The following is a 26,810-nucleotide window of genomic DNA, read 5'->3' on the forward strand; positions in this document are numbered from 1 at the left end:
ATTCTGTAATAAGCATTATAGCAGATATTGCTTATTTTGTAATGTATAATTTTAAAATTACAAGATCATGAAAGGCTTATATATTTTATTGACCGTGATATTTTTAACTTCTTGTCAGCAACAAAACAAAGAAGATATAAATAAAGCCAAACAAGCCAGCATTGATTCAATGAAAGTTGAGATTAACAAACAGCGTGTTATCGATTCGATGAAGACTGAAATGGCGAAATTAAATGAAGAGAAGATCGAAGCCCAGAAAGAGAAAGTCGTTGTAGTACATCAGCAAGATGCAACAGCAGCGACGCCAACTAAAAAGAAAGGTTGGAGCGCAACCGCTAAAGGTGCTGTAATTGGTGCTGGAGTAGGAGCGGCAACTGGTGCAATTGTCAGTAAGAAAAAAGGAGAAGGTGCCATTATTGGTGGTTTAGCCGGAGCTGCAGTGGGAACAGGAACTGGAGCCGTTATTGACAGTAAAAACAAAAAGAAAGAATAGCTATTCTATAAATAAAAACAAACCCCAAATTAGATAATAATTTGGGGTTTTCATTTTTAAACCAACTCTGAAACGGGAATTTTTATACCAACTAATTCTGATTTACAAGAATCGAGTTGATCTATATCACCCTTAAAGACTGTCGTCGATTCAAATAAATTTTTATAATACTCAATTCCATCTAACAGATTAGATTTAAAAGAATTCCATTTTTTAAGCTGAGCGGCTGTAAATTCTCCAGAAACCGATTGAATTTCATTTCTAAAATAAGTAATATACATTTTGAGCTCTTTTATAAACAAGTTTGGGCGCTCAGTTCTAATAACCGATTTTCCTTGGTAAATATGCTGGATCATGTCTTTCAAAGAAACTTCCTGATCAAAATAAGCCAAGTTTGGTCCAGGGCAAATTACTACGCCTTGTGCCTGACCTTTTATTTTAATATCATTTTCTAGATATGAAGCATTAGCCAAACCAACGCATAAACATGATTTTTCGGTGATTTTGATTTTGCTTTTGTCAAATTCGTCAGCAGATAAAGAATCTTTTTTTGCTTCTAATTCTTCCAGTTTTATATCCTGATATTTTTTTGAAGCCGTGCAAATTCCATGCGGATCATATTCTTTGCTTAAGGCTAAAAATTTCTTCGGACATGAACTTCCAGCTTTATTTTCGTGAATTCGTTTTTGTTTTAAGAATTCGTTTGTAGTTCCTTTCAAAGTATTAAAAGGAACTCCCAAAGGCGAAATATTGCTTAAATAAAAATCATCTTCTTTGGCTTTCATTAATAAATTACGAGTTTCTTGGTCTACAGAAGTAGCTTCAGGAACTAATAAAAATGGTGAACCCCAACCAACAGAATTAACATGATATTCGTCCAATAAAAATTCATGTTCTGCAGCAGTACCAACACCGCCTTGAACCGTAATTTTTAATTCTAAAGGATTTTCGGGAATAGGCTGATTTTTGGCCTGTAAAGCTTTAATCATTAAATCATGAGCCGATTGTACCAATTGATCTTTTTTTTGCTTGAATTCCTCTAAAATAGTACCCAATAAGAGTCCATCGGTAGCAAAAGCATGTCCGCCACAGTTTAATCCCGATTCGATTCGATATTCTGAAACCCAAAGTCCTTTTTTTGCCAAGAAATTTCCTTGAATCATGGCCGATCTAAAATCACTTACTTTTAAGATGATTTTCTTTTTAAGTTGGTTGTTTTCATTTGGGAAAAAATCTTTGAAATTTTCGAAATAACCAAACAACCTCGGATTCATTCCTGCAGAAAGTACAACAGAAGATTCTAAATTGCTGTTGGCAAAACCTCTTAAAGCAGCATGAGCATCATTAAACTCGATTGGTAGCTGTTCGTTTTTAATGAAATTATCTTTGTCTAATTTCGTCATAATATTGACGTCAATTTCTCCTGGAAAAAGATGCGTTTCGATGTAATTTTGAATGTTTTCTTTAAAAGCAATTCCGTCATCCAGTAAATTCTGAAATCCTTTTTTTATATCAGAAGTATTCGGTAGCATCGACATGAAATTTTCTAAAGCCGTTTTACTTTCTGTCAATTCTATCTTGAAATTCTCGAACTTCTCTTTTACAATCTTGTCGACTAAATTTAAATAGGAGGTAATTCTTTCAGCACGATAATCATGAAATTTTTGAGTAATTTCTTCGTATGGGATATTGAATTTTGTGCTGTAAAAATTACGCATCTTTTCAATTAAATCATCGTCTGCGAGAGCCACAACCGATGAAATTCCATACTGCGCGACTCTAATCGGACTGTCTATAGTATAAGCCAATCCCATTACCGGAATATGAAAAGTATGCAGGTTTTTTTTTGTCATTTGTATTCAGATTAAAATAGAAGCAAATGAAAAAAAATATTTTCTCCTAAAACCTGATAAATGTCAGGTTTGAAAGGGATTGCGGATACTGCAAAAAGATTGCCACGAATTGCACAAATTTTCTCGAATTTTTCTTTTTTTCACAATATGGATAAAAAATTAGTGTCAATTTGTGCAATTCGTGGCTAAAGGATAATATATTAAATTAAAATCTTCTTCAAAGACTCTGCAATACTTCTCCACAAAAGATTGTAGAAAGATCTGTCTTGAAGCCGTTCAACTTCGACTTCTGCAGTTTTGGTTTTGTCTTTCGAATCGTTTTTGACTAATAAATTGGCAACAGCTGTTTTGAGTTTTGCCTCTTTTTCGGGTTTATTCTTTTTATATAATTTGACTTTGAGGTCGTCATAATCTAAAGAAGCATTTCCCTTTGATCCGTTATCATTTCCATAGAAATTAAAACGGTATTTATTAAAAGTTCCAGTAAAAGTGGTGTTAATATATGGTTTTGTAAATCTCGTCATTCCTTCAACGTTAAAATTCGAAATTATACCTTGAATATGAAATCCATCACTTTTATCTAAAACATTAAAACTCCAATCGACATTAAGAGGAGAGTTTTTCATAAAAATACATTTGACTTTGATTTTTACGTCGTCTGTTTTTTTTAAACCAAAACCACTTTTTAAATTGGTTGCCTGAAGATTGAACTTATCGAAAGTTAAAACTCCGGGCCCTTTAGAAACATCAAGTTCTTCTTCATAAACCAATTTCGATTTAAGAACCTGTAAAGTATCAATCTGAAGCGGAAATTTTAGATTTCGCAATAAATGATTGTAAAGATATTTTTTGCTTGGATCGTCTTTTAGCATTTTTCCGCGGTAAATATTGGCATCAAAATGATGAATTAGAAGCGAATTTGCTTTGAAATAAAAACGATCATTTTTGAAACCCCAATCCATTTTTGCAACTTGAGCCGAATCAAATTTCAAATTGTAGATGTCTTTTTCTTTTTCTAGACGTTTTACAAATTCGTATCGTTCAAATTGAGGAAGATTAGAGAAATTATTAATCTTTAAAAAATTCTTTTCGGTACTTATTTTTCCAATATTGATGTAATAGAAACCATTTGGTCTATAAAACAAGCTGTCGCAAACGAGAGCGTACTTTTCATATCGAATTGGAATTTTTTCTTTTAAAGTAGCATCAGTAATTAAAATGCCTTCAAGTTTTAAAAGAATTTTTTTTATGCTGAAAATAGGTTTTTCCGTGTCTAAAGAAACAACATCAATTGATCCTTCGTTGAGGTAAATATTCGAAACCGCAATAATTTTTCGAAAAGGATCAACAATTTCTTTTTCAATACTTTTACTGTTATTGATTAATTTTTCGCCTTTTTTGTATAAAATAATTCGCGGTTTATTGATAATAATGCTTTCTGCCTGAATGATATCGCGAAAAGCCAAATCCCAAATGTTGAAATGTTTTATAGTGATAGATTCGATTTTGGAGAAAAGTCCATTTTTACTGTCTTTAGGTTCGTTTTTCGGACTTACAAGCAAAGTCTGGGCATTGATATTACTCGAAAAAAGAGAGACTTCAATTTTTTCATAATTGATATTGTATGCAGTTTTATTTTTTTCGTGAATAATAATCGGAAGCTGTTTTTTGATCCAGTAATTCAGTCCAACATTGGCGAGAATTACAATTACAAAAAGAGAAATTACTACAATCGCTATTTTTTTATAGATTGACATTAGTATTAATTTTAAATACATAAATTTAGAGTTTTAAAGAGCGTTTTCTTTTATAAGATTTTAGAGAAAAGTTATATCATTTTGAATTTTTATCCTTTTTAGAGTATGAGAATAATTAAAAAAATTCTGTTGGCCTTATTGGTTCTTATTGTAATTCTTGCGATTGGTTTGTGCGCTTATATTTTTCATTTAAAGCCTAAATACGAAGGCTCATTAGAATTAAAAAATCTTGAAAAAGAAACAACAGTTTATTTTGATGATTTTGGAGTGCCTCATATTTATGCAGATTCTGAAAAAGATGCTATGCGAGCGCTTGGTTATGTGCATGCGCAAGAAAGATTATGGCAAATGGAATTGTTACGCCGAATTGCACCAGGACGTCTTTCTGAGCTTTTTGGAGGCGTTGCGCTTAAAAACGACAAATTTTTTGCGGGAATAGGAATCGAAGAAGCTTCTGCAAAAGCGATCGCAAAATTGGATAAAAATAGTGAAAGCTATAAATTAACTCAAGCTTATTTGGACGGAATTAATCAGTATTTGGAAGAGGGAGTAACGCCTATAGAATTTACTTTGGTTGGCGTAAAAAAGCAAAAATTTACCATAAAAGATGTTTATAATATTTTTGGATATATGTCTTTTAGTTTTGCTATGGCGCAGAAAACAGATCCGTTATTGACAGATATAAAAAATAAATATGGAGTTGCTTATTTGAAAGATTTAGGTATTGAAGGAGAATTTAATAATACTAGAATAAAAATCTCAAAAGAGAAAACAGATGAGTATGCCGAGATTTCAAAATCTATAACTGCAATGCTGGATCAATCTCCGATTCCGCCGTTTGTTGGAAGTAACAGTTGGGTTGTTGGCCCACATAAATCGAAAACTGGAAAAGTTATTTTTGCGAATGATCCGCATATCGGATTTTCTCAACCTGCAACTTGGTATGAAGCGCATATTGTAACTCCAAAACATGAATTGTATGGCTGTTATTTGGCTGGAACTCCGTTTCCGCTTTTGGCGCACAACAGAGATTATGCTTATGGTTTGACAATGTTTGAAAATGATGACATCGATTTTTATCAAGAGAAAAACAAAGCAGATGATGCCTCTCAATATCAGACTCCGACAGGTCTTAGCAAATAGGAAATCAGAAAAAAAATAATAAAAGTAAAAGATTCTTCAGATGTTGTTTTGACAGTTAAGATTACGCGTCACGGACCAGTTATGAATGATTTTGTCGCTAATTTGGAAAAGAAAAATCCAATCGCAATGTCATGGACTTATACCAGAGAGCCAATCTTGATTTTAGATGCAGCTTATGGACTTTCGCATGCTAAAAATACAACCGACTTTAAGAAGGCTGTTTCCTTAATTGCAGCGCCAGGATTAAATGTTATGTATGGTGATGCAAAAGGTAATGTGGCTTGGTGGGCGAGTGGAAAATTGTACCGACATAATGAGGGCGTTAATACGCATTTAATTTTGGACGGCTCAAGCGGAAAAGATGATATTACGAAGTTTTTAGATTTTGAAAAAAATCCATCAGCTGAAAATCCAGCATGGGGATATGTCTATTCTGCCAATAATCAGCCTGAAGCTATAGATAATGGCTATTTATACCCAGGTTATTATCTGCCTGAAGATCGTGCGAAAAGAATTTCGGGAATTTTAGATGCAAAATCAGATTGGGACAAGGAAGCTATCAGCAAAATGATTTATGACAATACTTCTGATGTTGCCGTTGAAACGACCAAAAACTTAATTGCAAGTTTAGACAATAAATCGCTTTCTAATAATGAAAATGAAGTTTTGAAGTTTTTAAAATCTTGGAAGGGAACAACAAATATTGATGATGTTGCGCCAACGATTTACAACAAATGGATTTATTTGTATCTTAAAAATACATTTGAGGATGAAATGGGCAAAGATAATTTCAATTTATTTTTGGGAATTTCTCTAGGAAAGCAAGTTATTGCCAATCAGATAAAAAACGAAAATTCGGTTTGGTGGGATAATATCAAAACAAAAAATATAAAAGAAAACAGAACAGAAGTTGTTTCAAAATCTTTTCATGAAGCAGTTGGCGCATTGCAAAATCAGTTAGGAGAAAATATCTCAGAATGGAATTGGGGCAAAGTGCATACCGTAGAACACGAACATCCGTTAGGAAAAATCAAAGCGCTTCGCGGATTGTTTAATGTTGGGCCTTTCAATTCTCCAGGCTCAAATGAAGTAATCAATAATTTATTCTTCGGATTTAATGATGAAGGAAAATATTACACCAAAGGCGGACCTTCAACCAGAAGAATTGTTGATTTTGCCGATGTAGAAAACAGCTGGAGTATTTTGCCAACGGGTCAATCTGGAAATCCTTTTAGCAAACATTACAGCGATCAAGCAGAAATGTACAACGCAGGAAAGTTCAGAAAAATGAAATTGAACAAAGACGAAATCATAAAAACTTCGACAAAATTGGTTTTAAAACCGAAGAACTAAATTTTGTTTCAAGTTTGAAGTTTCAAGTTAGTTTCAAAAATTAGAAAGGTTCAAAGATTTCAGTTTTAAAAAATCTTTGAACCTTTGTTCCTTTGCATCTCTGTACCTTACTTTAAAAGATATTTCCCCTTCACAATATCATCAGCAAAAATGTTCAGATTATTAATAAGCACTTTATTATTGGTCATTACATTTTGGGTTTGATAAGCTGGATTTTTTTCATAGGCTTTCAATAAAGTTTCCAATTCGACTTCATCAAAAACAACAAAACTGTTGTAGATAGCATCTCTGAAATTTTTGTAATTGATGCTTTGGGTAATCTCCATTGCTTTTTGTTCGTTCCAGCCTTCTTTTGCTGTTGCTTCACTTATTTTTGAAAGGCAAAAATCAATAACATAGTTTTTATAGCGAGTTGCCTCAACAATTCGATCAATTATAATTTTGTTTTGCTGACTTGGCATCAGTGGCTTATGGTTTTGCGATAAAGATTTAGACGAAATAAAAAGGCATAATAATACAGTTAAGAAACCGTGATTTTTTAGATTTTTCATAGGTTATTCAATTTTTTGGGTGGGCTAAAATAGTATTAAAAGAAAATAATTCACCGAATTTGAATGTCCCAAGTTGTAACAAAAAAGGTTCCGAAAAAATAGACTTTGAATCTACTTTTTCGGAACCACTTTAATCTATAATTGCCTGTTTTTATTTTTTAGAAAGCTCTTCCAGAACTTTTTTTCCGCCTTCATTTGTAGGATCAAGTTCAACAGATTTTTTATAGTTGACCATTGCTAATTTTTTGTCTCCATCAGCCAAATATGCTTCGCCCAAACTATCATAAACATTTCCAGATTTTGGGAAAGCTTCTACATTGATTTTGAAAACTTCGATAGCTTCTTTCTTTTTTCCAGTTTGAAGCAATTGATATCCAACTCGGTTCATGTCGCCTTCTTTAATAGCATAAGTCGGATCGGTTTTTAGCTTTTTGTAAGTTTCTGTTCCTGCTGCTGCACCTTTTTCATTATAAACATCTAACAGATCAAGAGCAAGAGATTTTTTCGGCTGATTAAATGGCTGATTGTACAAAATATTGCGAATTGCAGTATTCATTTCTCCTAAAACAGTTCCGCCAGTATTATTCAATAAAACAACAAGGTTTTTATCTTTAGGAATACGCGAAATAATGGTATTAAATCCGTTGATGCCACCTCCGTGCTCAACAACAGTTAGCTTGCTGTCTCCATTTGGCACTTCATAAGTTGACCATCCATATCCGTAAAATCCATTCCAAGCTTTGATGTAAGGTTTGAATAAAGATTCCATTGATTTTTCAGAAAGCAATTTATTGGTATAAAGTGCTTGATCCCATAAATATAAATCTTCTACGGTAGAATATAAAGATCCTGCTGCATACGGAATGCTCATGTCAATGTAAGAAGCATTGACAATTTTCTTTCCTTCTTTTTCATAACCAGCAGCTCTGTTTTTTATAATAACCTCGCTATGATCGTAACCCGTATTAGCTATTTTTAAAGGCGTGAAAATAGTTTCTTGCAGATTCTGTTCGTATGTTTTGCCTGTAATTTTTTCGATAATGTATCCTAATAGAAAATAACCCGAATTACTATAATTGAATTTTTCACCTGGAGCAAAATCTAGCGGAAGACTAGAAAATGTCTTTACAAATGCTTCTGGAGTATAAGGGTTTTTTGCTTTATCTCTAAGGAAATTTGGCGCGTTAGTATAATTTGGAATTCCAGAGGTGTGAGTCAATAAGTGATGAATTGTGATTTTATCTCCATTTTCTTTTGGATAATCAGCAAGATAAGTAGTAATAGGGACATCCAGTTTTATTTTTCCTTCCTCAGCCAATTTTACAATTAAAAGTGCCGTAAACTGTTTACTGATAGAACCCAATCTGAATTTAGTATCTGGCTGATTCGGAATATTCCATTCCATGTTCGCAGAACCAAAACCTTTTTTGAAAATTACTTTTCCGTTTTCTGCTACCAAAGCAGAACCGTTAAATTGTCCGTATTCGTTATATTTGTTAAGAAGCTGTTCAATTTGCTGTGCTTTATCTTGAGCAAAAGTGCTAAAGGATGAAAATTGAAAAGCAACAAAAAGTGCAATAAGCTTGATTGATTTTTTCATAATGATTTTATTATGGTTTAAGATTAATGAATGATTCGTTTTTGATTGATGATTGAAACTTCTTAAATGAAATACAAAAGACGCTCTAAAACTTTAGACGATTGATTTGCGATTTGGTTTCAAGATAAATCCATTTTTTTTTATTTTTTTTCAGAATATAAAAAAGTAAAGCACAGACCTGTTGCTTTAAAACTTGGTCTATGCTCATAACTAACAAATATTTTTAATGCTATTAAGCAGTTAAAATTTTACTTATGTATAATAATAAAAGGATAAATAATTTTAGCATGTTTTCAGATTAAAGTTAATATCTGATTGAAGTGGAAAATTATTTTGTTTCGATATCGACTATTTTTCTACCGTTTTCTCCAAGATAATGAACAACAATATTTTCGTAAACTTTATAGCCGTCATCAACATTCGTAAAAATTACCAAACCCTGTTTCGTTTTGGGAAGCAAAATAAAAATAGTCTGGACACCTTGATCTGCGCCGCCGTGAGATAAAGCATAATTCTCATTTCCTAAATCGTAAATTTCGAAACCCAAACCAAAGTATTTGTTCTTTTTGGTCTGAACTTGATGCGAAATCATATCTTCAGCAACCTTTTTGCTTAATCCTTCGCTGTTCATGATGCTAGATAAAAATTTCCCGTAATCTTCAATCGTGGTTAATAAATCGTCGGCAGCATTTGCAGTTTTATTTTTTGTCGGTTCATAAGGATTTCCTTTGTTGTCGTAGCCAATTGCATATCTTGATAAATCTATTTTATCATTCCATATCAGTTCAGAATCCTTCATTTTTAAAGGTTCAAAAACTAATTCTGAGGCCAATTGATCTAATGTTTTGTGGAATTTTTTCTCGAGAGCTTTTCGCAAATATTCAAATCCTTCTCCAGAATATTGATATTGAGTTCCAGGCTTAAATTTGAAATCTAATTTTTTAGACTCATTAAAAGATCTCCAATTCGGAAAACCTGTTTGATGGCTCAAAACAATTCTCGTGGTCAGTAATTTTAAATTCGGATCTTTCGCAATATCTGGATCAGTCCAATACTTATAAAGCGGTTCGTCCAAATCCCATTTTCCGGCACTTACTAATTTTAAAACAGTTATAGCAGTTACAGGTTTTGTTAGCGAAGCCACATTCCAAATTGTATTATATGGTGCAGAAATGCCTTTTTTGAGTTCGCCAAAAACTTTTACCTGTTTTAGTTTTCCGTCTTCAATAATCCCAATTCCCACAGCGGGAACATTATTTTCTTTAAGCCATTTTTCGGTTTCCTGATCATTGTCAAAAAGATTTGATATTCCAGCACTAGAACTTGTCATTTGATGATTATAACTCAGCGATCTGGCTAGTTTCCATTCTTTATTTTTTAAAAGCCATAAATGGGTAAATTTGGCAAAACTTCCAGCTTGTTCTTTATTTTCAACAGAACTTTCGTAAAAACGATGCGTTCCCATTTGAATGGCACCATATAAAATGCCATTTTTGTATAAAGGATAAATTTCTGTGCTTCCATCTATTAATTCTCTCCTATAATTATATTTTCTTGTTGGAGAACAGATGCCATTTTGAAACGTTTTTAGAAATCTTGCCTTATCAGAAATACTGTCTTTATCGTGGTAAAATTCAAAATCTTCAGTATAAAGATTTTCAAATTGTTTTACATCGCAGGTATTAAAACCAATGTTGAGAAGACTGTCTTTTGACATAATGGTTTTATATAAAGCTGAACTTTTTTCCTCCTGAGAAAATCCAAGTTGGCTTTGAAAGAATAAAATTCCAATTAAAAGAAATTTTAATTGAAAAATGGATTGATTGATTTTCATTGTGATTGATTATTGATTGATGATTCTGCAAAAGTAAATCAATCAAAACTCACAAAATTGTACAAATGCGAAAACTTATCTTTTATGAGAAAGAAAATACGAATCGGGATCGAATGTTTTCGGAGTAGTTTTCGTTACATCTTTAAACTTCCTTATAAAATGGGATTGATCAAAATATTTATTGTAAAGTGCAACATCAGTTAGTTTTAGTTTTTCTAAATCAGAATTCACCATTTGATCGACTGATTTTCTGAATTTCAAAATCTGAATATATTTTTTAATCGTTAATCCAGTTGCTGTTTTAAACTTAATTTGAAGTGAGCGTTGAGAAGATTTTAAAGCTTCGCTAATTTCAGAAACAGAGACTTCGTCTTTGTTTTTAATGATTTCGCAGATTTTTTCAATGATATTTTTTTCTGAATTTGAATCAGATAAAGCTTCAAAATAGGTGTTTATTGTATTTAATATGATTTCAATATCAGAATCAATCTGAATTTTAAAAGGCAATTCCTCAGGATTAATTTTGATTATAGAATCGGTAAAATTACTTAAATCATATTTCGGAAACATTGAAAGTATCCAAGTATGCAACTGAATAATGGTAACTTTAGTTTTTGGTTGCATATTAACCAAAACTTTATTAGTCATTTGAGAACAAAAGTAAACGCCTTCATTCATCTCAAATTTGGCTTTACTCGTATGAACTTCGATAGAATTTCCAGTTACAAAAGCGAGATTGAAACAGCCGTTTGGCAGAACGAGTTTGTTTTCGATCAGACTTTCGCCAATGCTGTTGTCCAAACACCAAATTTTATTGACGAATCTTTCTGTTTTTTGAGATACGTAATATTCTGAGTAGAGGTTCATTTTAAATTCGGGACCAATTTGTTTTATTTTTTACCGGTAAATAGTTCTACGCTTGATGTTTTATTAAATGGATCGTTAAAAAAGCTCATCAAAACTAAATTAAAAAGTTCAGGTTTTTCATAAGCGCCAAAATGTGTTGCGCCAGGCATTACAAAAAAGTTCGAATTTGGAATATTGTCAAATATTTCAATAGAATGCTCGAGTCTAATAGCATCTCTGTCTCCAGACATAATTAGAACCGGACATTTTATTTTTTGAAGTTCTTTGTCCGTAATATTTGGCTGATGCGCTAGTAATGTATATAAGTTTTTAGTATGAGGATCTTTTGTGGCTTTTAAAGTATCAAGAACCATTTGATCAATTTCAGTATAGATTGCTTTTTTACCTGGAAAAAGATTAGCGCCAAAAGTGGCTACTTTTGCAGTTTTATCTGGATGGTGAATGGCTAATAAAAGACCTAAAATTCCTCCGTCACTTTGTCCCCATATATAAGCGTCTTTAATTTTTAATGAGTCAAGTAAAGTACTTACATCATCTGCCATTTGAGTATAAGTCAATTGTTTATTAGAGGTGTCAATTGATTTCCCGTGGCCTCTGCTGTCAATGGCAATAACTTGAAATTGCTTTTTGAAATATTCAATTCTACGGCTTTGCCCTTTAATTGAACCTCCATTTCCATGAAGTAAAACTAAAGGTTTTCCACTTCCATAAATTTCATAATACATTTTGATGCCGTTTATCTGCTTGTAGTTTCCAGCGTCTTTATTGTTTCCGTACGGAATTGAAAGTTCTGTTTGAGCAAAAGCATTTGTAAAGTTTAGCAAAATAAAAAGAAAAAGTGCCGCTGATTTTTTCATGGTTTGTGGTATTGGTTCTTACAAAGATGACGAATTATTATCTCTAATATTTTTATTAGACGTCATAATGCTTATTTTGTTTCAATTTTATTTTTCTTTAACGGATAAACTCTCCAAAATAATCTCGTTTAGTATTTTTCCATTCTTCCTGAATAATACTATAATAAACATCATCCTTACTTTTTCCTTCAGAATCGATATAATTATTTCTAAAAACGCCTTCTTTTAAAGCACCTAATTTTTCAATTGCTTTTTGCGATCTTAAATTTTCAAGATCTGCACTAAATTGTATTCTTCTAAATTGAATTTTGTCAAAGCCAAAATTCAATAATTCATACTTGCAAGCTTTGTTTAAACCAGTTCCTTGAAAATCTTTCCCATACCACGTCCAGCCAATTTCGCATTTTTGACTTGCTTGATTCAAATAGCCATAACGTGTGCTTCCGGCAACTCGGTTTGTAGCTTTATCTATAATAAGGAATGGATAACAAATTCCATCCGCTTTTTGTTTTAATGTACTTTTTATATAGTTTTCAAAGTCTTGATCGTTTCGAACATACATTCCCATATATCTCCATATTTCATCATCAAAAATAATTTTTTTAAGTTCTATATTTCTTTCATTTTCAAAAGGTATTAAAAGAACTTTTTCGTTTTCTAAAAGAATCTCTGATTGTAAAATTTCGCTGTTCATCTATTTTGTTTTTGTGGAATGAATTAAATCGAAAACGAAATTAGTTGTTTAATTTTTGCAAACAAACCTAATAAAATAACAATTTGTTATATTTTTAAAACAAGAAAAACTGAAATGATCTTTTCGAATCACTATTTACGAACAATTTGTTCATTTATTTTACGGCTCATGTATTATTATTAGTTATTTTTACGACCCAATATTAGATTTTCCTCGATGCAAACTTCATTAAAAATTGCTGTTGTTGGTTCTGGACTTGTAGGGTCGCTTCTGGCAATTTATCTTAAAAAAGCTGGTCACTCTGTTCATGTTTATGATCGTAGCCCCGATATTCGAAAAATAAATTTCTCTGGCCGTTCTATTAACTTGGCTATGTCCAATCGTGGCTGGAAAGCTTTAGATGCAGTTGGTGTCGGAGATTCAGTTCGAGAAATTGCGATTCCGATGGACAAACGTGCCATTCATTTGGTTGATAAACTGAACTTTCAGAATTACGGCCAGGAAGGCGAATCGATTTATTCTATTTCTAGAGGAAAACTAAACAGAAAAATGATCGATCTGGCTGAAGAAGCTGGAGCCGAATTTCATTTTGAGCAAAAAGTTTGGGACGTTACTTTGAACGATGCTACGCTTCATATTGGAGAAAGTGAAAGAGGTGAGTGGGAAGAAAGAAAGTTCGATATGGTCTTTGGTGCCGATGGAGCTTTTTCAAGAATTCGCCACAGAATGCAGCGTCAGAGCATGTTCAATTATTCGCAGGAATTTTTGAATATGGGATACAAAGAATTAAACATTCCAGCAAATCCAGACGGAACACATAAATTAGATAAAAATTCATTTCATATTTGGCCACGAGGCGAGTACATGTTAATTGCGCTTCCTAATCTTGACGGAAGTTTTACTTGTACTTTGTTTATGCCTTTTGAAGGAGAAAACTCCTTTGAATCATTAATTGATCGAAAAATGGTTGAAGATTTCTTTGAGAAAAATTTCCCAGATTCGATTGAAGTAATTCCAGAACTGGCAAATGATTTCTTTAAAAACCCAACGAGTACTTTGGTTACCATGAAATGTTTTCCGTGGACGTATGAAAATAAAATTGCCTTAATTGGAGATGCCTGTCATGCAATTGTTCCATTTTACGGACAAGGTATGAATGCTGGTTTTGAAGATATCACTGTTTTGAGCGAAATGATTGAAAAGTACCAAGACGATTGGAAGAAGATATTTACCGAATATCAGATAGCAAGAAAACCAAATGCAGATGCCATTGCAGAGCTTTCGTATCGAAATTTCTTAGAGATGAGTACCAAAACAGCAGATGAAAAATTTTTACTACAAAAGAAAATAGAAAAAGTGTTTTCAGACAAACATCCAGATAAATGGATTCCGCTTTACAGTCGAGTTACTTTTAGCGATCGTCCGTATGCCGAAGCTTTGGCAATTGGGGATTATCAAAACGGAATCATGGAAGAAATCCTTCGAATGGAAAACATAGAGAAGATTTGGGATAGTCCAGAAGTTGAAAACAAAATTCTAGGATTATTAGAGCAGGTTTAAGTTTTTATACCTATATAAGTAAATATTAACTTTACAAATAATAATAAACCCGACAAATTTTTAAGAATTTGTCGGGTTTTATATTTTTATATGATTTAGTTTTTTATTTCTTAAAGATTTTAGTTAAGACACCAAAAACACCTCTTATAAACGTAGCGCTTGTTACAACTTTCAAAACAGATTTCGTAACTACTTCTGTAGTGCTTGGTCCTGATTTTGATGATTTTGCGGGAGCTTGTTCTTCTTGCTGTGCTGCAACTTCTGCGGCCTCCGTCAATTTTTTGGTTAAGATTTCAAAAGCACTTTCGCGGTCAATTTCTTCAGCATATTTTTTAACTAGTTTCGATTTGCTGTTTATTTCATCAATTTCAGATGGAGATAAAACATCCATTCGGCTCATTGGTGCGCGCATCATAGTGGCAACAAGCGGAGTAGGAATGCCTTTTTCGTTAAGCGCAGTAACCAAAGCTTCACCAATTCCTAAACTCGTTAGTAAGTCATCAGTCTTATAGTAAGGTGAAGTAGGGTAGTTGTCGGCTGTTTTTTTAATCGCCTGACGATCATTTGCTGTGAAAGCTCTCAAGGCATGCTGAATTTTTAATCCTAATTGTGCCAAAACACCACTTGGAACATCCATTGGGTTTTGCGTTACAAAATAAATTCCGACACCTTTAGAACGAATTAGTTTTACAATCGTTTCAATCTGTTCTAATAATGCTTTGCTGGCTTCATTAAAGATTAAATGCGCTTCATCAATAAAGATTACTAATTCAGGCTGTTCTGCATCTCCTTTTTCTGGCATCTTCTGATAAATTTCAGCCAAAAGACTTAACATGAAAGTGGAGAATAGTTTTGGTTTATCCTGAATATCCGTCAAGCGGATGATGTTAACGTAACCTTTTCCGTTTTCATCAATTCGCATCAGATCATCCGTTTCAAAAGACAATTCGCCAAAAAACAAATCACCGCCTTGTTGCTCCAGTTCAATAATCTTTCTCAGAATTGTTCCAGTTGTTGCAGTTGAGATTTTTCCATAACTTGCAGCAATTTCATCTTTACCTTCCTCAGTAATATAATTGATTACTTTTTTAATGTCTTTTAAATCAAGTAGAGGCATTTTGTTATCATCGCAATATTTGAAGATAACCGCTACAACTCCAGCCTGAGTATCATTCAAATCTAAAATTCGCGAAAACAAAACAGGCCCAAATTCAGAAACTGTAGCACGGAGGCGTACACCATTCTGTTTAGATAAAGACATTAGCTCTACAGGAAATGCGGCGACATTATAAGGTATATTTATTTTGGCATGACGTTCTGTGATAAAACCTTCTTCTTTACCTTCTTTTGCTATACCGCTAAAATCCCCTTTAATATCCATCATTAATACAGGAATTCCTGCATTAGAAAGCTGCTCAGAAAAAACCTGAATTGTTTTAGTTTTTCCTGTTCCCGTTGCGCCGGCAATTAATCCGTGTCGATTTAAAGTTTTCAATGGAATTTTGACGTGCGCTTCTGCAATTGGTTCACCGTCAAGCATTGCGCCTCCAAGTATAATGCTATCTCCCTTTGAAGAATACCCTGTAGTTATATCTGCAATAAAATTCTCTTCTTTATTCATGTTTTTATTTGTAATTTAGATTGTTATATGAGTATTGCTTTGTTTTTGGGCGCTTTTTATGTGGTTTTTTTTAGTAAGAAAAAGCTTTTTTTGATTGAAAATTTAATAAAAAAAAAATTCGCAGCTTTTTAAGAAGATATCAAAGGAATCTTTGAATATTTACTAAAACGTTGTAATTTTTCTAATTATCGTCCTTTTTTTTGTTTTATCTAAAAAATGATGTCAACAAATTAATGAGATATTTTTTAATTTGAAGTTAAATTTCGGTCAATTAAATTAAAAAAAGTTTTTTTATTTAAACTAAACGTATAAATTTGCTCCTCTACAAGTTAAATATAACTAAAAAATAAAAATTATTTAAAACTATTAAAATTAAAAAAAATGGCAAACGTTAAAGTTAAAAAAGAAAGCACTTCAAATGGCGGAGGAATGATCACAGGAATCATTATTGTAGCGTGTATCTTAGTAGGGGTGTTTATTTGGAAAGTAATCATGGGGGATTCTGCGAACTTCGAAGGAGGTAATCCAGAAACAGGACATCCAATCAATACATTAGGACAAGTATATAAAGGAGGTTTCATCGTACCAGTATTATTAGGTATGTTTTTAATGGTTGTTGTTTTTTCTATTGAAAGATTTATTGTTATCGGTAAAGCTGCTGGAAAAACTAACCTTGACAAATTCATGAAAAGTGTTCAAGGAAGTATTAAAGAAGGAAACATCGAAGCTGCTATCGCTTCTTGCGACAAACAACAAGGTTCAGTTGCAAATGCAATTAAATCTGCGTTGGTAAAATACCAAGACGTTAAAAAAGAAGGATTCAACAGCGAAGAAGCTTCAGAAGTAATCCACAAAGAAATTGAAGAGGCAACTTCATTAGAAATGCCAATGTTAGAGAAAAACATGACTATTATCTCTACTTTAGTATCTTTAGGTACATTAGGAGGATTATTAGGAACTGTATCTGGTATGATTAAAGCGTTTGGTGCGTTAGCTTCTGCTGGTACTCCTGACCAAGCTGCTCTTGCAACAGGTATCTCTGAGGCACTTATCAACACTGCTACAGGTATCTCTACTTCTATCTTAGCAATTGTTTCTTACAACTTCTTTACTGCTAAAATTGACGATTTAACTTACTCTATCGATGAGGCTGGTACTACAATCGTTAATACTTACAGAAAATTCAGAGGAAGTTTAAGACAATAATTAATTTTTGATATTTTTTATCAAAAAAATAAAATAAAAGATAATGGCTAAAATTAAAATGAAAAAGAAGTCTACATCGACAGATATGACTGCGATGTGTGACGTAGCGTTCCTTTTGCTTACGTTCTTTATCTTAACCGCTACTGCTAAAGTGCCTGAGGCATTACCTGTAGATATGCCTGCTTCTGTTGCAATAAGTAAATTACCAGATACTGATTTGGCTATTATTACAGTAGGAAAAGGGAAAGTATTTTTTGACATCAAAGGAAGAGAAGTTCGTAAAAGAACTCTTGAAGGAATGGGTGCAAAATATGGTATTGAATTTTCAGAAGAAGATAAAACCAAATTTGCTCTTATGGATGATTTTGGTGTACCAATTACAGGTCTTAAGCAAATCATTGATATGAAAGCGGCAGACAGAACTAAAGCAAACCAACCTGGAATTCCTTTGGATTCATTAGATAATCAATTAAAAGAATGGCTTCTAATTTCTAGAAGAGCTACAATTGATTTAGATGATAAAGAATTGCAGATTGCAATTAAAGGAGATGCTAAAGAAGAGTATCCAAAAATTAGAAAAATTATGGATATTTTGCAAGATCAGAAAATCAATTCCTTTAACTTAGTTACAGGTAAGAGAGGAAGAGACTTTTAATTAAAAAATATACACTAAGATGGCTGAATTAAATACCGGCGACGGCGGTGGTGGTAAAGGTGGTAAAGTAAGAAGTAAAAAGCAGAATTCGAAAGTCGATTTAACAGCGATGGTGGATTTGGCATTCTTATTGATTACATTCTTTATGTTAACTACTTCGTTGTCAAAACCTCAATCGATGGATTTATCATTGCCTAATAAAGATGATGATCCAAATAAGAAAACTGAGGATACCAAAGTAGACGAGAATCGTACTATGACAGTGATGTTAGGTGGCGATAATAAAATGGTTTACTATATGGGATTATTGGCATCACCAAAAGTGGGGCCAAAAGACATTGCTTATGGTAAAGATGGTATCCGTAGAGAATTGTTAAAACAAAAGAAAAATGTTTTGGCATATTCTGCAGCTTTAGGGAAACCTAAAAACGGAATCATTGTGATCATTAAACCAACTAAAAAATCAAATTACCGTAATTTGGTTGATATCTTGGACGAAATGGCTATCACTGGAGTTGATACGTATGCGATTGTTCCTGAGTTTACACCAGAAGAAGCAAAAGTGATAGATAAAAAATAAGAGCAATCTTAGTTTTATCGACTTAAAAATCAAGAAGTATGAAATTAGATATTATAAAAAATCAGTGGCTTGATATCGTATTCGAAGGACGTAATAAGATATATGGAGCATACGAGCTGAGAAAATCAAACGGAAAAACAACTGTGAAAGCACTTGTTATTGGTTCTCTTATCTTTAGTGCTGCTGTGGCTGCTCCTCTTATTGCGAGTCTGTTACCAGACTCTACAGAAGAAGAAGAGGTTAAAGAGGTTAAGATGGCTGCGGTAAAATTACCTCCGAAAAAAGAGGAAGTTAAGCCTAATATGCCACCGCCACCGCCACCGCCACCAAAAGTGGATCAGGTAAAATTCGTTAAACCTGTGGTTGCAAAAGCGGAAGAAGTAACTGAAGACCCACCAAAAATTGTTGATTTAAAAGACAAAAAAGTTGGTGCTGAGACTATCAAAGGAGATCCAGATGCAGTTTTAACTGTTGATGAGCCAGTTGGTAAAGGACCAGTAGCGGAGGTGGTACAAGAAGATAACACTGTATATAACACAGCTGGTATCGAAGTAAAACCTGATTTCCCAGGGGGTATTGATAAATTCTACAAATTCGTAGGAAACAATTACAAAACTCCAGAAGAAGAAGGTTTAAAAGGTAAAGTTTACGTTACGTTTGTAGTTGAAAAAGACGGGTCGTTAACAGATATCAAAGTTTTAAGAGATATCGGTTACGGTACAGGAGCAGAAGCAATTCGAGTTCTTAAAAAATGTCCAAAATGGACTCCCGGCGAGCAAAATGGTAAAAAAGTTAGGGTATTGTACTCTCTTCCGATTACTATTCAATCTGCAGAATAATGTTAAAAGATATGCTTAATAATATTCAGAAGAAATCGCTCAAAGAGCGATTTCTTCTTGTTTTAGGAATACTGTTTTTTTTAATTTATCTTGTGCTCGGTTTAATGATTATGTTTTGGGAAAAACTTCCGCTAAACATGGAATGGAAATATAGATATGCTTTTGGAGGATTACTAATTGTGTATTCGGGAATAAGATTTTTAAGATTAATTAATTCAAAAGAGGAATAATTATGTTGAAATATAGTAAGGCTTTGGGTTTGGTTGTTTTTGTCTTTTTGTTTGCTATGTGCAACCAAAAAAGCAAGAGTGAAACTGAAAAAGAGACCATTTTGAAAGGATCACTTGATATCGCGGTTGACGAAACAGTTAAGCAAATTGTAGACGATCAGGTTGCTGTTTTTGAAGGTACTTACTATGATGCAAAAATTATGGTAAAACCTGAATCTGAAGCTGAAGTAATTAATGATTTATTAAATCAAAAAGCTAAAGTTGCCATTACAACACGTGATTTAACTCCTGAAGAAGTTGCTCGTTTTGATAAAAGCAAAATTAAACCAAGAGTAACTCCTTTTGCTCATGATGCTATTGCTTTTATTTCAAACAAAAACAATAATGATACATTAATTGCGTTGAAAAATGTGATTGATTTCATGCAGGGTAAAACAGATGGTAAAATTAAAGGTCTTGTTTTCGATAATCCTAATTCGAGTACTGTTCGTTACATGAAAGATTTAGCAAAGGTTAATGAGATTCCTAAGTCGGGGGTTTTCTCTTTTAAAACGAATAATGAAGTTATAAAATTTGTTTCTGAAAATGATGGAATGATTGGTGTAATTGGTATTAATTGGTTTTATCAACCTACACCAGATATGACAGAAACTATTAGTAAGATTAATGTCCTTTATGTTAAAGGTTTGGATAGTAATGAATATTATAGTCCAACTCAAAATGACTTAGAAATTGGAAAATATCCTTTGGCACGTGATTTGTTTATTATCAATTGTCAAGGTTATTCTGGACTAGGAATGGGGTTTGCTTCATTCATAGCTGGAGATATTGGACAGCGTATAGTTTTGAAATCTGGATTGTTACCATATAAAACTCCAGGGCGAAAACTTAAAATTAGAAGTGAAATTATAAAAGATAAAGAATAAATTAATTACGATAAAGATGAATAAATTTAAAATTTTTAGTCTTGCATTAGTTGCCTCGGCCACTGCGGCAAAAGCGCAAGACATCAACCAAGCAAAGAAGGCAATAGATGCTGAACAATTTGATAAAGCAAAATCACTTCTTAAATCAATTATTAAAGCAAAACCTTCAGATGGTGAGGCTAATTTTGTGCTAGGGAATGTTTATTTAAACCAATCTGTTGTTGATTCTGCCAAGATCTATTACAATAACGGATTGCAAGCTTCAGATAAGAAAAACTTAAGCTATATTGGTTTAGGTCAGTTAGATCTTGATGCAAAAAATGCAGCAGCCGCTCAAGCTAATTTTGCTTTAGCAACTAAAGACATGAAGAAAAAAGATGTAAATGAATTTATTTACATCGCGAGAGCTTACATGAATTCTGAAAATCCTGATTATAAAAGTGCTACAGACATTTTGAAACGTGCTTTATTAGTAGATCCTCAAAATGCACAAGCGCTTTTAGCAATTGGAGATGCTTATTATGGTGCAAACAACCAAAATGATGCATACAAAGCGTATCGTGATGCATTTACTGCTGACAATACTTTATTAAGAGCAAAAATGCAATTAGGAGTTTTATTGAAAGGTGCTAAATCTTACGATGAAGCAATCAAATCATTCAATGAAGTTATCGCTTTAGATGCTAATTACGGACCAGTTTACAGAGAGCTTGCTGAAACATATTACAAATGGGCAAGAAACAAGCCTTCTACGGCTAAAGTTAATTTGCAAAATGCAATTACAAACTACGAGAAATATTTAAGTTTGACAGATTACTCTCTTGACTCTAAAATGCGTCATGCAGATTTCTTGATCTTAGTTAAAGATTACAAGCAATTAGAAACTGTTGCAAACAAAATGATTGCTCAGGATAAAGTAAATCCTAGAATTTTCAGATATTTAGGATATGCAGCGTACGAAAACGGAAATGTTGATGTAGCGATTAAATCTCTTCAAGATTATATCAGTACTCCATCTAACAAAGTAATTGGTAGAGATTACTATTATTTAGGACTTGCTAAAATTAAAAAAGGAACTGCAGCTGATGGTACAGTAGATCAAGCAGCTTTTGATTCAGGTTTAGCTGATATTAAAAAAGCTGTAGAATTAGAGCCTTTAGTGGTTGAAGAATTTGCTGACTTTGGGAAAGAATTGTTTGGTAAAAAACAATACGCACAAGCGGCTTCTATTTTCGAACTTGGAGCAAGCAATTCAGAATCTAAAAACTACTTAGATGACAGTGTTTATTATGGAATTTCTTTGTACTATGGTAATGCTAGCAAACCAAAAGAAAGTCGTGATGCTGTTGCTTTAGGTAAAGCAGATGCTGCGTTTGATAAAATTTTGACTACTGCTCCTAGCTATGATGAAGCTTATTTATACAAAGCAAGAATCAATTCTTTATTAGATAAAGATGATTTAATCATTAAAAACTATGAAGAATATGTTACTAAAATTTCAGCAAAAGGTGCAGAAGAAGTTGCTAAGCCAGCTGTAACTAAGAAGTTTATAGAGGCTTACAATGGTATTGGTGCAGCTTATGCTAATACAGATAAAGCTAAAGCTATTGAATATTTCAATAAAACTTTAGTGTTAGATCCTGCAAATTCATACGCAACACAATCTATAAAAGCTTTAAAATAACTAAAGATTTTTGAAATAATAAAAAGGCCGATAGTTCAAAAAACTGTCGGTTTTTTTTGTTCCGTATATTATTGACTATCTTTGCATTCTTAAAATATTAAAATGTTACCAAAAGAAATACAATTAGAAGTAAATAAAGGAGCAATGCTTCCTTTGATGGAAGAATTTTATACCATTCAAGGAGAAGGTTCACATACAGGAAGAGCTGCTTATTTTATTAGAATTGGTGGATGCGATGTAGGTTGTCATTGGTGCGACGTGAAAGAAAGCTGGAATGCTGAACTTCACCCTCCAACGAAAGTTGATTTAATTGTTGAAAATGCTTCAAAATATGCTGATACAGTTGTTGTGACTGGTGGAGAACCTTTGTCTTGGGATATGACTTTTTTGACAAAGCGCTTAAAGGAGAAAAATTTAAAGGTACATATTGAAACTTCTGGAGCTTTTCCATTATCAGGAACTTGGGACTGGATTTGCCTTTCTCCTAAAAAGAACAAACTGCCAACACAAACTGTATATGATAATGCGCATGAGTTAAAAGTGATTATTTATAATAAGCACGATTTTATTTTTGCCGAAGAACAAGCAGAATTGGTAAATGATAATGCAATTTTATTCCTTCAGCCAGAATGGAGCAAAAAAGAAGAAATGACTCCTCTTATTGTTGATTATGTTATGAATAATCCAAAATGGAGGGTTTCATTGCAAACTCATAAATATCTTAATATTCCATAAAGCAAAAAATCTCTTCACGTGAAGAGATTTTTTGCTTTATGAAAGTATACAAGCCGTGTAAAATAATAAACATATTTTTATTATTTCCAATTTTTATCTTTTTTCAAAGTGGTGATGTGTGCCAAATGATGGTTTCCGTGCCAAGCATACATTCCGATCATTCTTTTAAGTTTGATTTCTGAATTATCAGCAGGATGTACAAAAGTTTTTTCTAAATCAGATTCAGATAGATTTCTCATGATGTAGCCCAATCTGAAATGAAGTCCTTTTAGTAAATCTAAAGTTGGTTGGATTGGCATTGTCAGATTGTCGCTTAATTCAGACCAAAGCACTTCGTCATATGGCTTAATTACGGGATTGTTTTCTGTTAAAGCCCATTTTAGGCGGACGTAGCAATTCATATGGCTTTCGGCACAATGATGAATAACTTGTCTTACTGTCCATCCGCCAGGTCTATAAGGAGTGTCCAGTTGTTCATCGGTTAAATGAATCGTTTCTTTTGCTAGTCTTTCTGGAAAAGTTTCAATTTCCTTAATTTTTTCAGAAAGATATTCTTTTGTGTAATCTTCAGGCGCAATAAATTTTCCTATTGGATATTTTAGCTTTTCTAAATCTAATTCTGTCATGGCTTTATGGTTTGTTTTAAATCGAAAGTTTGGCTAAATAGTCGTAATGTTCGCCTTCAAGAATGAGCTCACAGTTTAAACCATTTGCAATTGCTGCATTTTGAAGCGTATTATAATCCAAATACAACCAGTCAAAAGGTTCTTCTTTTTCTCCTTTATAGCTAATGTTAAAAACAAGCTCACCGTAATAATCATTATCAGACGGAATCCATTTTCCTCCATCTTCATCTTCATCAAACATATAAATGATGTCAGAACTGTCAATTAAAATTTGTCCGCCAGGATTTAAAAGAGATTTTAATTTAGATAAATATTTGTTGCTGTTTTTTAGTTGGCCAAAAATACCCGTCCCGTTCATTAGAAGCAGAATTGTGTCAAATTTTTCTCCTTCAAAATCTAAAATATTTTCAACTTTAGCATTTTTTATTCCTCTAAGACGACAGGTTTCAACTGCTTTTTCTGAAATGTCAATGGCAGTTACATCTAGACTGCGTTCATTTTGCAATGATAAAGCGTGACTTCCCGCGCCACATCCTACATCTAATATTTTTCCTTTAGCCAATTGCAAAGCCTTTTGCTCAATTTTAGGCATCTCATTATAAGTGCGGAAAAGATATTCAACACTCATTTCGTCTTCTTCAGAAATCGAAGTTTCAGTGATAATATCTTCAGGTGAATTTTTGGTGTAAAAATCAAATATTGCTTTCCCAAAAAGATCTTTCATTGTTTTAGTTCAAAGTTTAAGGTTTCAAGTTCAAAGTTGTTTAATTTTGCAAATCAACTTTAAATATTAAACTTGAAACAGATTTTAAATAACTTAAGTAAGTTAGCCAAAGATAAGCATAACGAGAATAAAAAGTATTTCGATAAGCTTAAAAAGAAACCGCCAAAAAATTTAGATTACATTATGCAGGATTTGCACGATGCTGAATTTAAAAAAACGGATTGCTTAAAATGTGCTAATTGCTGTAAAACGACGGGGCCATTATTTACTTTGGCAGATATCGAGAGGATTTCGAAACATTTTAGACAAAAGCCACAGCAATTCATAGATCAGTATTTGCGAATTGATGAAGACAAAGATTATGTTTTGAAAAGTGTTCCCTGTACTTTTTTGGATAATGAAAACTATTGCATGATTTATGATGTTCGCCCAAAAGCCTGTCGAGAGTTTCCACATACAGATCGAAACAAATTTTATCAGATTTCAAACTTAACTTTGAAAAACGTTGAAATTTGTCCTGCGGCATATAACATAGTAGAAGAAATGAAAAAGAAATTGCCGTTGTAGTCGACTATAAACTGGTAATTGTTTTAAGAATTTCTAAAATTCCCTTTTAAGATGTACTTTTGAGATAGGAATGATTAAGAACCTAAAGAAAACCCTAATTTGAATTTAGAATACTTCATAGCCAAAAGACTTATCACTGCAAAAGATTACAAAAGCAGTATTTCGGCACCCATTATAAAAATTGCTATCTCTGCAATTGCAATCGGAATTATTATGATGATAGTTTCCGTAGCGACAGGAATAGGTTTGCAGAAAAAAATCCGTGACAAAGTCTCCGCGTTCAATGGTCAGATTATAATTTCTAATTATGATAATAATAATTCTGAAGTTACAACAGTGCCAATTTCCAAAAATCAAGATTTCTATCCTAATTTTAGATCAGTTCCAGAAGTAACCCATATTCAGGCAGTAGCAAGTAAAGCTGGAATTATTAGAACAGAAAATGCGTTTGAAGGGATTATCTTCAAAGGAGTTGGAGCAGATTATGATTGGAACAACATTAAAGAATATATTGTAGATGGTAAGCTTCCAGATTTTACAAAAGCACTGAACGAAGACGTTATTATTTCAAGATTTCTGGCGGATCGTTTAAATTTGAAAATCGGAGACGAATTTAATACCTTTTTTATAAAAGAAGAACAAGGGAAGCTACCAAACAGCCGTCGATTTAAAATCGCCGCTATATTTAACTCAGGTTTTCAAGATTTTGATGCTACATATATTATAGGTGATATTCGACACATTCAGAGAATTAATAAATGGAATGAGGACCAAATCGGGGCATTTGAGATTTTTGTCAATGATTTTGACGAAATTAAAGCTGTAGGGAATAAAGTTTACGAATCAACTTCGTCTAATCTTGATACAAAAACCATCGTGGAAAAGTACAGTTATATTTTTGACTGGCTTCAGTTATTTGATTTTAATATCGTCATCATTTTAGGGGTTATGATTTTGGTTGCTACAATTAATATGGTAGTGGCACTCTTGGTTCTTATTTTAGAAAGAACTCAAATGATAGGAATTTTAAAATCGATGGGAGCAAACAATTGGTCTGTTCGTAAAATATTTTTATATAATGCTTTTTACTTAATAATGCGAGGATTGTTATGGGGAAATCTAATAGGTATTTCAATTCTATTAATCCAACAACAATTTGGAGTAATCCAGCTGAATCCTGAAAATTATTACGTAAATCAAGCTCCGGTATATCTAAATTGGATTTACATACTACTGCTAAATCTATTGACTATTACGGTTTGTTTCTTGGTGTTGTTAATCCCGTCTTACATAATAACTAAAATATCTCCAGTAAAAGCTATTCGCTTTGACTAAATAAAATGGACTCGCATATACAGCCCGACAGGTTTTAAAAACTGTCGGGTTTGTTTTTTATACATACATACATACATACATACATATATACATACATATATATATATGTATGTATAGTTTAATTTGTCTGGCTGAGCAGAGTTGAAGCCTTTTGGATTTTAGAGGTTAATTTTAATTTTAATCAGGAGCCTAATCCCGCTATCCGCTCCAATCTTTTTGTGCCGAACCCCGGCAAAAAAAGGATTTCCGCTTCTATCGGGGCTATGGGAGCTGTTTTTCATGAGAAGTTTTATCTTCGAAAAGAACATCAAAGTTTGCAAACTCCGTAAAAAAAGAAATCCTAAGAGGGCTAAAAATAGAGAAATGACAACAAAATGCAGAAAAACCCCACAACGGATGAAAAAACATCAGACTGTAAATCTTATGTTACCAGCAGGTTAAGAAAAATAGCGAAAAAAGATTGAAAATAGTTGGAAAAAAAGCTTGGATAACTGGAAAAAGGTTCTACTTTTGCACCCGC

General features: G+C 32.8%; 23 protein-coding genes and 1 pseudogene. 13 read left to right on the top strand and 11 right to left on the bottom strand.

What is annotated here, in order from left to right:
• The first annotated feature begins 67 nt into the window (after positions 1 to 67).
• Positions 68 to 493, top strand: a complete 426-nt coding sequence (locus ABXT06_RS12430) for a YMGG-like glycine zipper-containing protein (protein WP_354591039.1) — start codon at positions 68 to 70, stop codon at positions 491 to 493.
• A gap of 56 nt (positions 494 to 549) precedes the next feature.
• Here ABXT06_RS12430 and ABXT06_RS12435 read toward each other — a convergent pair whose 3' ends face one another.
• Both ABXT06_RS12435 and ABXT06_RS12440 read right to left on the bottom strand, forming a co-directional pair.
• Positions 550 to 2,346 (bottom strand): hypothetical protein, encoded by a 1,797-nt coding sequence (locus ABXT06_RS12435; protein ID WP_354591040.1) that lies wholly within the window; start codon positions 2,344 to 2,346, stop codon positions 550 to 552.
• A 200-nt stretch (positions 2,347 to 2,546) separates the two neighbouring features.
• Complete coding sequence (locus ABXT06_RS12440) at positions 2,547 to 4,103, bottom strand: hypothetical protein (protein ID WP_354591041.1); 1,557 nt, start codon at positions 4,101 to 4,103, stop codon at positions 2,547 to 2,549.
• Positions 4,104 to 4,208: 105 nt separating this feature from the next.
• Here ABXT06_RS12440 and ABXT06_RS12445 point away from each other — a divergent pair.
• Positions 4,209 to 6,599 (top strand): annotated as a pseudogene (locus ABXT06_RS12445) (penicillin acylase family protein).
• A 107-nt stretch (positions 6,600 to 6,706) separates the two neighbouring features.
• On the opposite strand, the gene ABXT06_RS12450 reads toward ABXT06_RS12445, so the two are convergent.
• The 6 genes from ABXT06_RS12450 to ABXT06_RS12475 form a co-directional block, all read right to left on the bottom strand.
• Complete coding sequence (locus ABXT06_RS12450; RefSeq protein ID WP_354591042.1) at positions 6,707 to 7,150, bottom strand: hypothetical protein; 444 nt, start codon at positions 7,148 to 7,150, stop codon at positions 6,707 to 6,709.
• A gap of 151 nt (positions 7,151 to 7,301) precedes the next feature.
• Positions 7,302 to 8,750 carry a serine hydrolase gene (locus tag ABXT06_RS12455; protein WP_354591043.1) on the bottom strand — a complete coding sequence of 483 codons (1,449 nt, stop codon included), beginning with the start codon at positions 8,748 to 8,750 and terminating at the stop codon, positions 7,302 to 7,304.
• A 328-nt stretch (positions 8,751 to 9,078) separates the two neighbouring features.
• Positions 9,079 to 10,584, bottom strand: a complete 1,506-nt coding sequence (locus ABXT06_RS12460) for a serine hydrolase domain-containing protein (protein WP_354591044.1) — start codon at positions 10,582 to 10,584, stop codon at positions 9,079 to 9,081.
• A 75-nt stretch (positions 10,585 to 10,659) separates the two neighbouring features.
• Positions 10,660 to 11,451, bottom strand: a complete 792-nt coding sequence (locus tag ABXT06_RS12465) for a helix-turn-helix domain-containing protein (protein WP_354591045.1) — start codon at positions 11,449 to 11,451, stop codon at positions 10,660 to 10,662.
• Positions 11,452 to 11,474: 23 nt separating this feature from the next.
• Positions 11,475 to 12,308, bottom strand: a complete 834-nt coding sequence (locus ABXT06_RS12470) for an alpha/beta fold hydrolase (RefSeq protein ID WP_354591046.1) — start codon at positions 12,306 to 12,308, stop codon at positions 11,475 to 11,477.
• 97 nt (positions 12,309 to 12,405) lie between these two features.
• Positions 12,406 to 13,002 carry a GNAT family N-acetyltransferase gene (locus ABXT06_RS12475; RefSeq protein WP_354591047.1) on the bottom strand — a complete coding sequence of 199 codons (597 nt, stop codon included), beginning with the start codon at positions 13,000 to 13,002 and terminating at the stop codon, positions 12,406 to 12,408.
• A gap of 216 nt (positions 13,003 to 13,218) precedes the next feature.
• Here ABXT06_RS12475 and ABXT06_RS12480 point away from each other — a divergent pair, with 216 nt between their 5' ends.
• Positions 13,219 to 14,562 carry an FAD-dependent oxidoreductase gene (locus ABXT06_RS12480; RefSeq protein ID WP_354591048.1) on the top strand — a complete coding sequence of 448 codons (1,344 nt, stop codon included), beginning with the start codon at positions 13,219 to 13,221 and terminating at the stop codon, positions 14,560 to 14,562.
• 103 nt (positions 14,563 to 14,665) lie between these two features.
• Here ABXT06_RS12480 and ABXT06_RS12485 read toward each other — a convergent pair whose 3' ends face one another.
• Entirely contained in the window at positions 14,666 to 16,183 is a 1,518-nt protein-coding gene (locus ABXT06_RS12485; protein ID WP_354591049.1) for a helicase HerA-like domain-containing protein, read from the bottom strand.
• A 381-nt stretch (positions 16,184 to 16,564) separates the two neighbouring features.
• Between ABXT06_RS12485 and ABXT06_RS12490 the strand changes: the two genes are divergently transcribed.
• From ABXT06_RS12490 to ABXT06_RS12525, 8 genes are all read left to right on the top strand, one after another.
• Entirely contained in the window at positions 16,565 to 17,389 is an 825-nt protein-coding gene (locus ABXT06_RS12490; protein WP_008464979.1) for a MotA/TolQ/ExbB proton channel family protein, read from the top strand.
• Between the two features lie 43 nt (positions 17,390 to 17,432).
• Positions 17,433 to 18,044 (top strand): ExbD/TolR family protein, encoded by a 612-nt coding sequence (locus ABXT06_RS12495; RefSeq protein ID WP_201999704.1) that lies wholly within the window; start codon positions 17,433 to 17,435, stop codon positions 18,042 to 18,044.
• Positions 18,045 to 18,063: 19 nt separating this feature from the next.
• Positions 18,064 to 18,624 carry an ExbD/TolR family protein gene (locus ABXT06_RS12500; RefSeq protein WP_354591050.1) on the top strand — a complete coding sequence of 187 codons (561 nt, stop codon included), beginning with the start codon at positions 18,064 to 18,066 and terminating at the stop codon, positions 18,622 to 18,624.
• A 38-nt stretch (positions 18,625 to 18,662) separates the two neighbouring features.
• Positions 18,663 to 19,463 (top strand): energy transducer TonB, encoded by an 801-nt coding sequence (locus tag ABXT06_RS12505; RefSeq protein WP_111365904.1) that lies wholly within the window; start codon positions 18,663 to 18,665, stop codon positions 19,461 to 19,463.
• Positions 19,463 to 19,693, top strand: coding sequence for a hypothetical protein (locus tag ABXT06_RS12510; RefSeq protein WP_111365906.1), 231 nt, complete (start codon positions 19,463 to 19,465; stop codon positions 19,691 to 19,693). Before ABXT06_RS12505 ends, ABXT06_RS12510 begins: the two co-directional genes overlap by 1 nt.
• Positions 19,694 to 19,695: 2 nt before the next feature.
• Positions 19,696 to 20,619, top strand: a complete 924-nt coding sequence (locus ABXT06_RS12515) for a PstS family phosphate ABC transporter substrate-binding protein (protein ID WP_354591051.1) — start codon at positions 19,696 to 19,698, stop codon at positions 20,617 to 20,619.
• 16 nt (positions 20,620 to 20,635) lie between these two features.
• A complete protein-coding gene (locus ABXT06_RS12520) occupies positions 20,636 to 22,303 on the top strand; it encodes a tetratricopeptide repeat protein (RefSeq protein ID WP_354591052.1) in 1,668 nt (555 codons plus the stop codon).
• 102 nt (positions 22,304 to 22,405) lie between these two features.
• Positions 22,406 to 23,038 (top strand): 7-carboxy-7-deazaguanine synthase QueE, encoded by a 633-nt coding sequence (locus ABXT06_RS12525; RefSeq protein WP_354591053.1) that lies wholly within the window; start codon positions 22,406 to 22,408, stop codon positions 23,036 to 23,038.
• A gap of 80 nt (positions 23,039 to 23,118) precedes the next feature.
• Here the strand turns inward: ABXT06_RS12525 and ABXT06_RS12530 are convergent, their stop codons facing one another.
• Together ABXT06_RS12530 and ABXT06_RS12535 are read right to left on the bottom strand one after the other, a co-directional pair.
• Entirely contained in the window at positions 23,119 to 23,664 is a 546-nt protein-coding gene (locus ABXT06_RS12530) for a YfiT family bacillithiol transferase (RefSeq protein WP_354591054.1), read from the bottom strand.
• A 16-nt stretch (positions 23,665 to 23,680) separates the two neighbouring features.
• Positions 23,681 to 24,388 carry a class I SAM-dependent methyltransferase gene (locus ABXT06_RS12535; protein ID WP_354591055.1) on the bottom strand — a complete coding sequence of 236 codons (708 nt, stop codon included), beginning with the start codon at positions 24,386 to 24,388 and terminating at the stop codon, positions 23,681 to 23,683.
• Positions 24,389 to 24,460: 72 nt separating this feature from the next.
• Here ABXT06_RS12535 and ABXT06_RS12540 point away from each other — a divergent pair, with 72 nt between their 5' ends.
• Positions 24,461 to 24,955 carry a YkgJ family cysteine cluster protein gene (locus ABXT06_RS12540; protein WP_066033485.1) on the top strand — a complete coding sequence of 165 codons (495 nt, stop codon included), beginning with the start codon at positions 24,461 to 24,463 and terminating at the stop codon, positions 24,953 to 24,955.
• A gap of 99 nt (positions 24,956 to 25,054) precedes the next feature.
• On the top strand, positions 25,055 to 26,290 hold the full coding sequence (locus ABXT06_RS12545) for an ABC transporter permease (protein WP_354591056.1): 1,236 nt from the start codon (positions 25,055 to 25,057) through the stop codon (positions 26,288 to 26,290).
• Positions 26,291 to 26,810 lie beyond the last annotated feature (520 nt).

Source organism: Flavobacterium sp. UW10123 (assembly GCF_040538975.1).
GTDB lineage: Bacteria > Bacteroidota > Bacteroidia > Flavobacteriales > Flavobacteriaceae > Flavobacterium.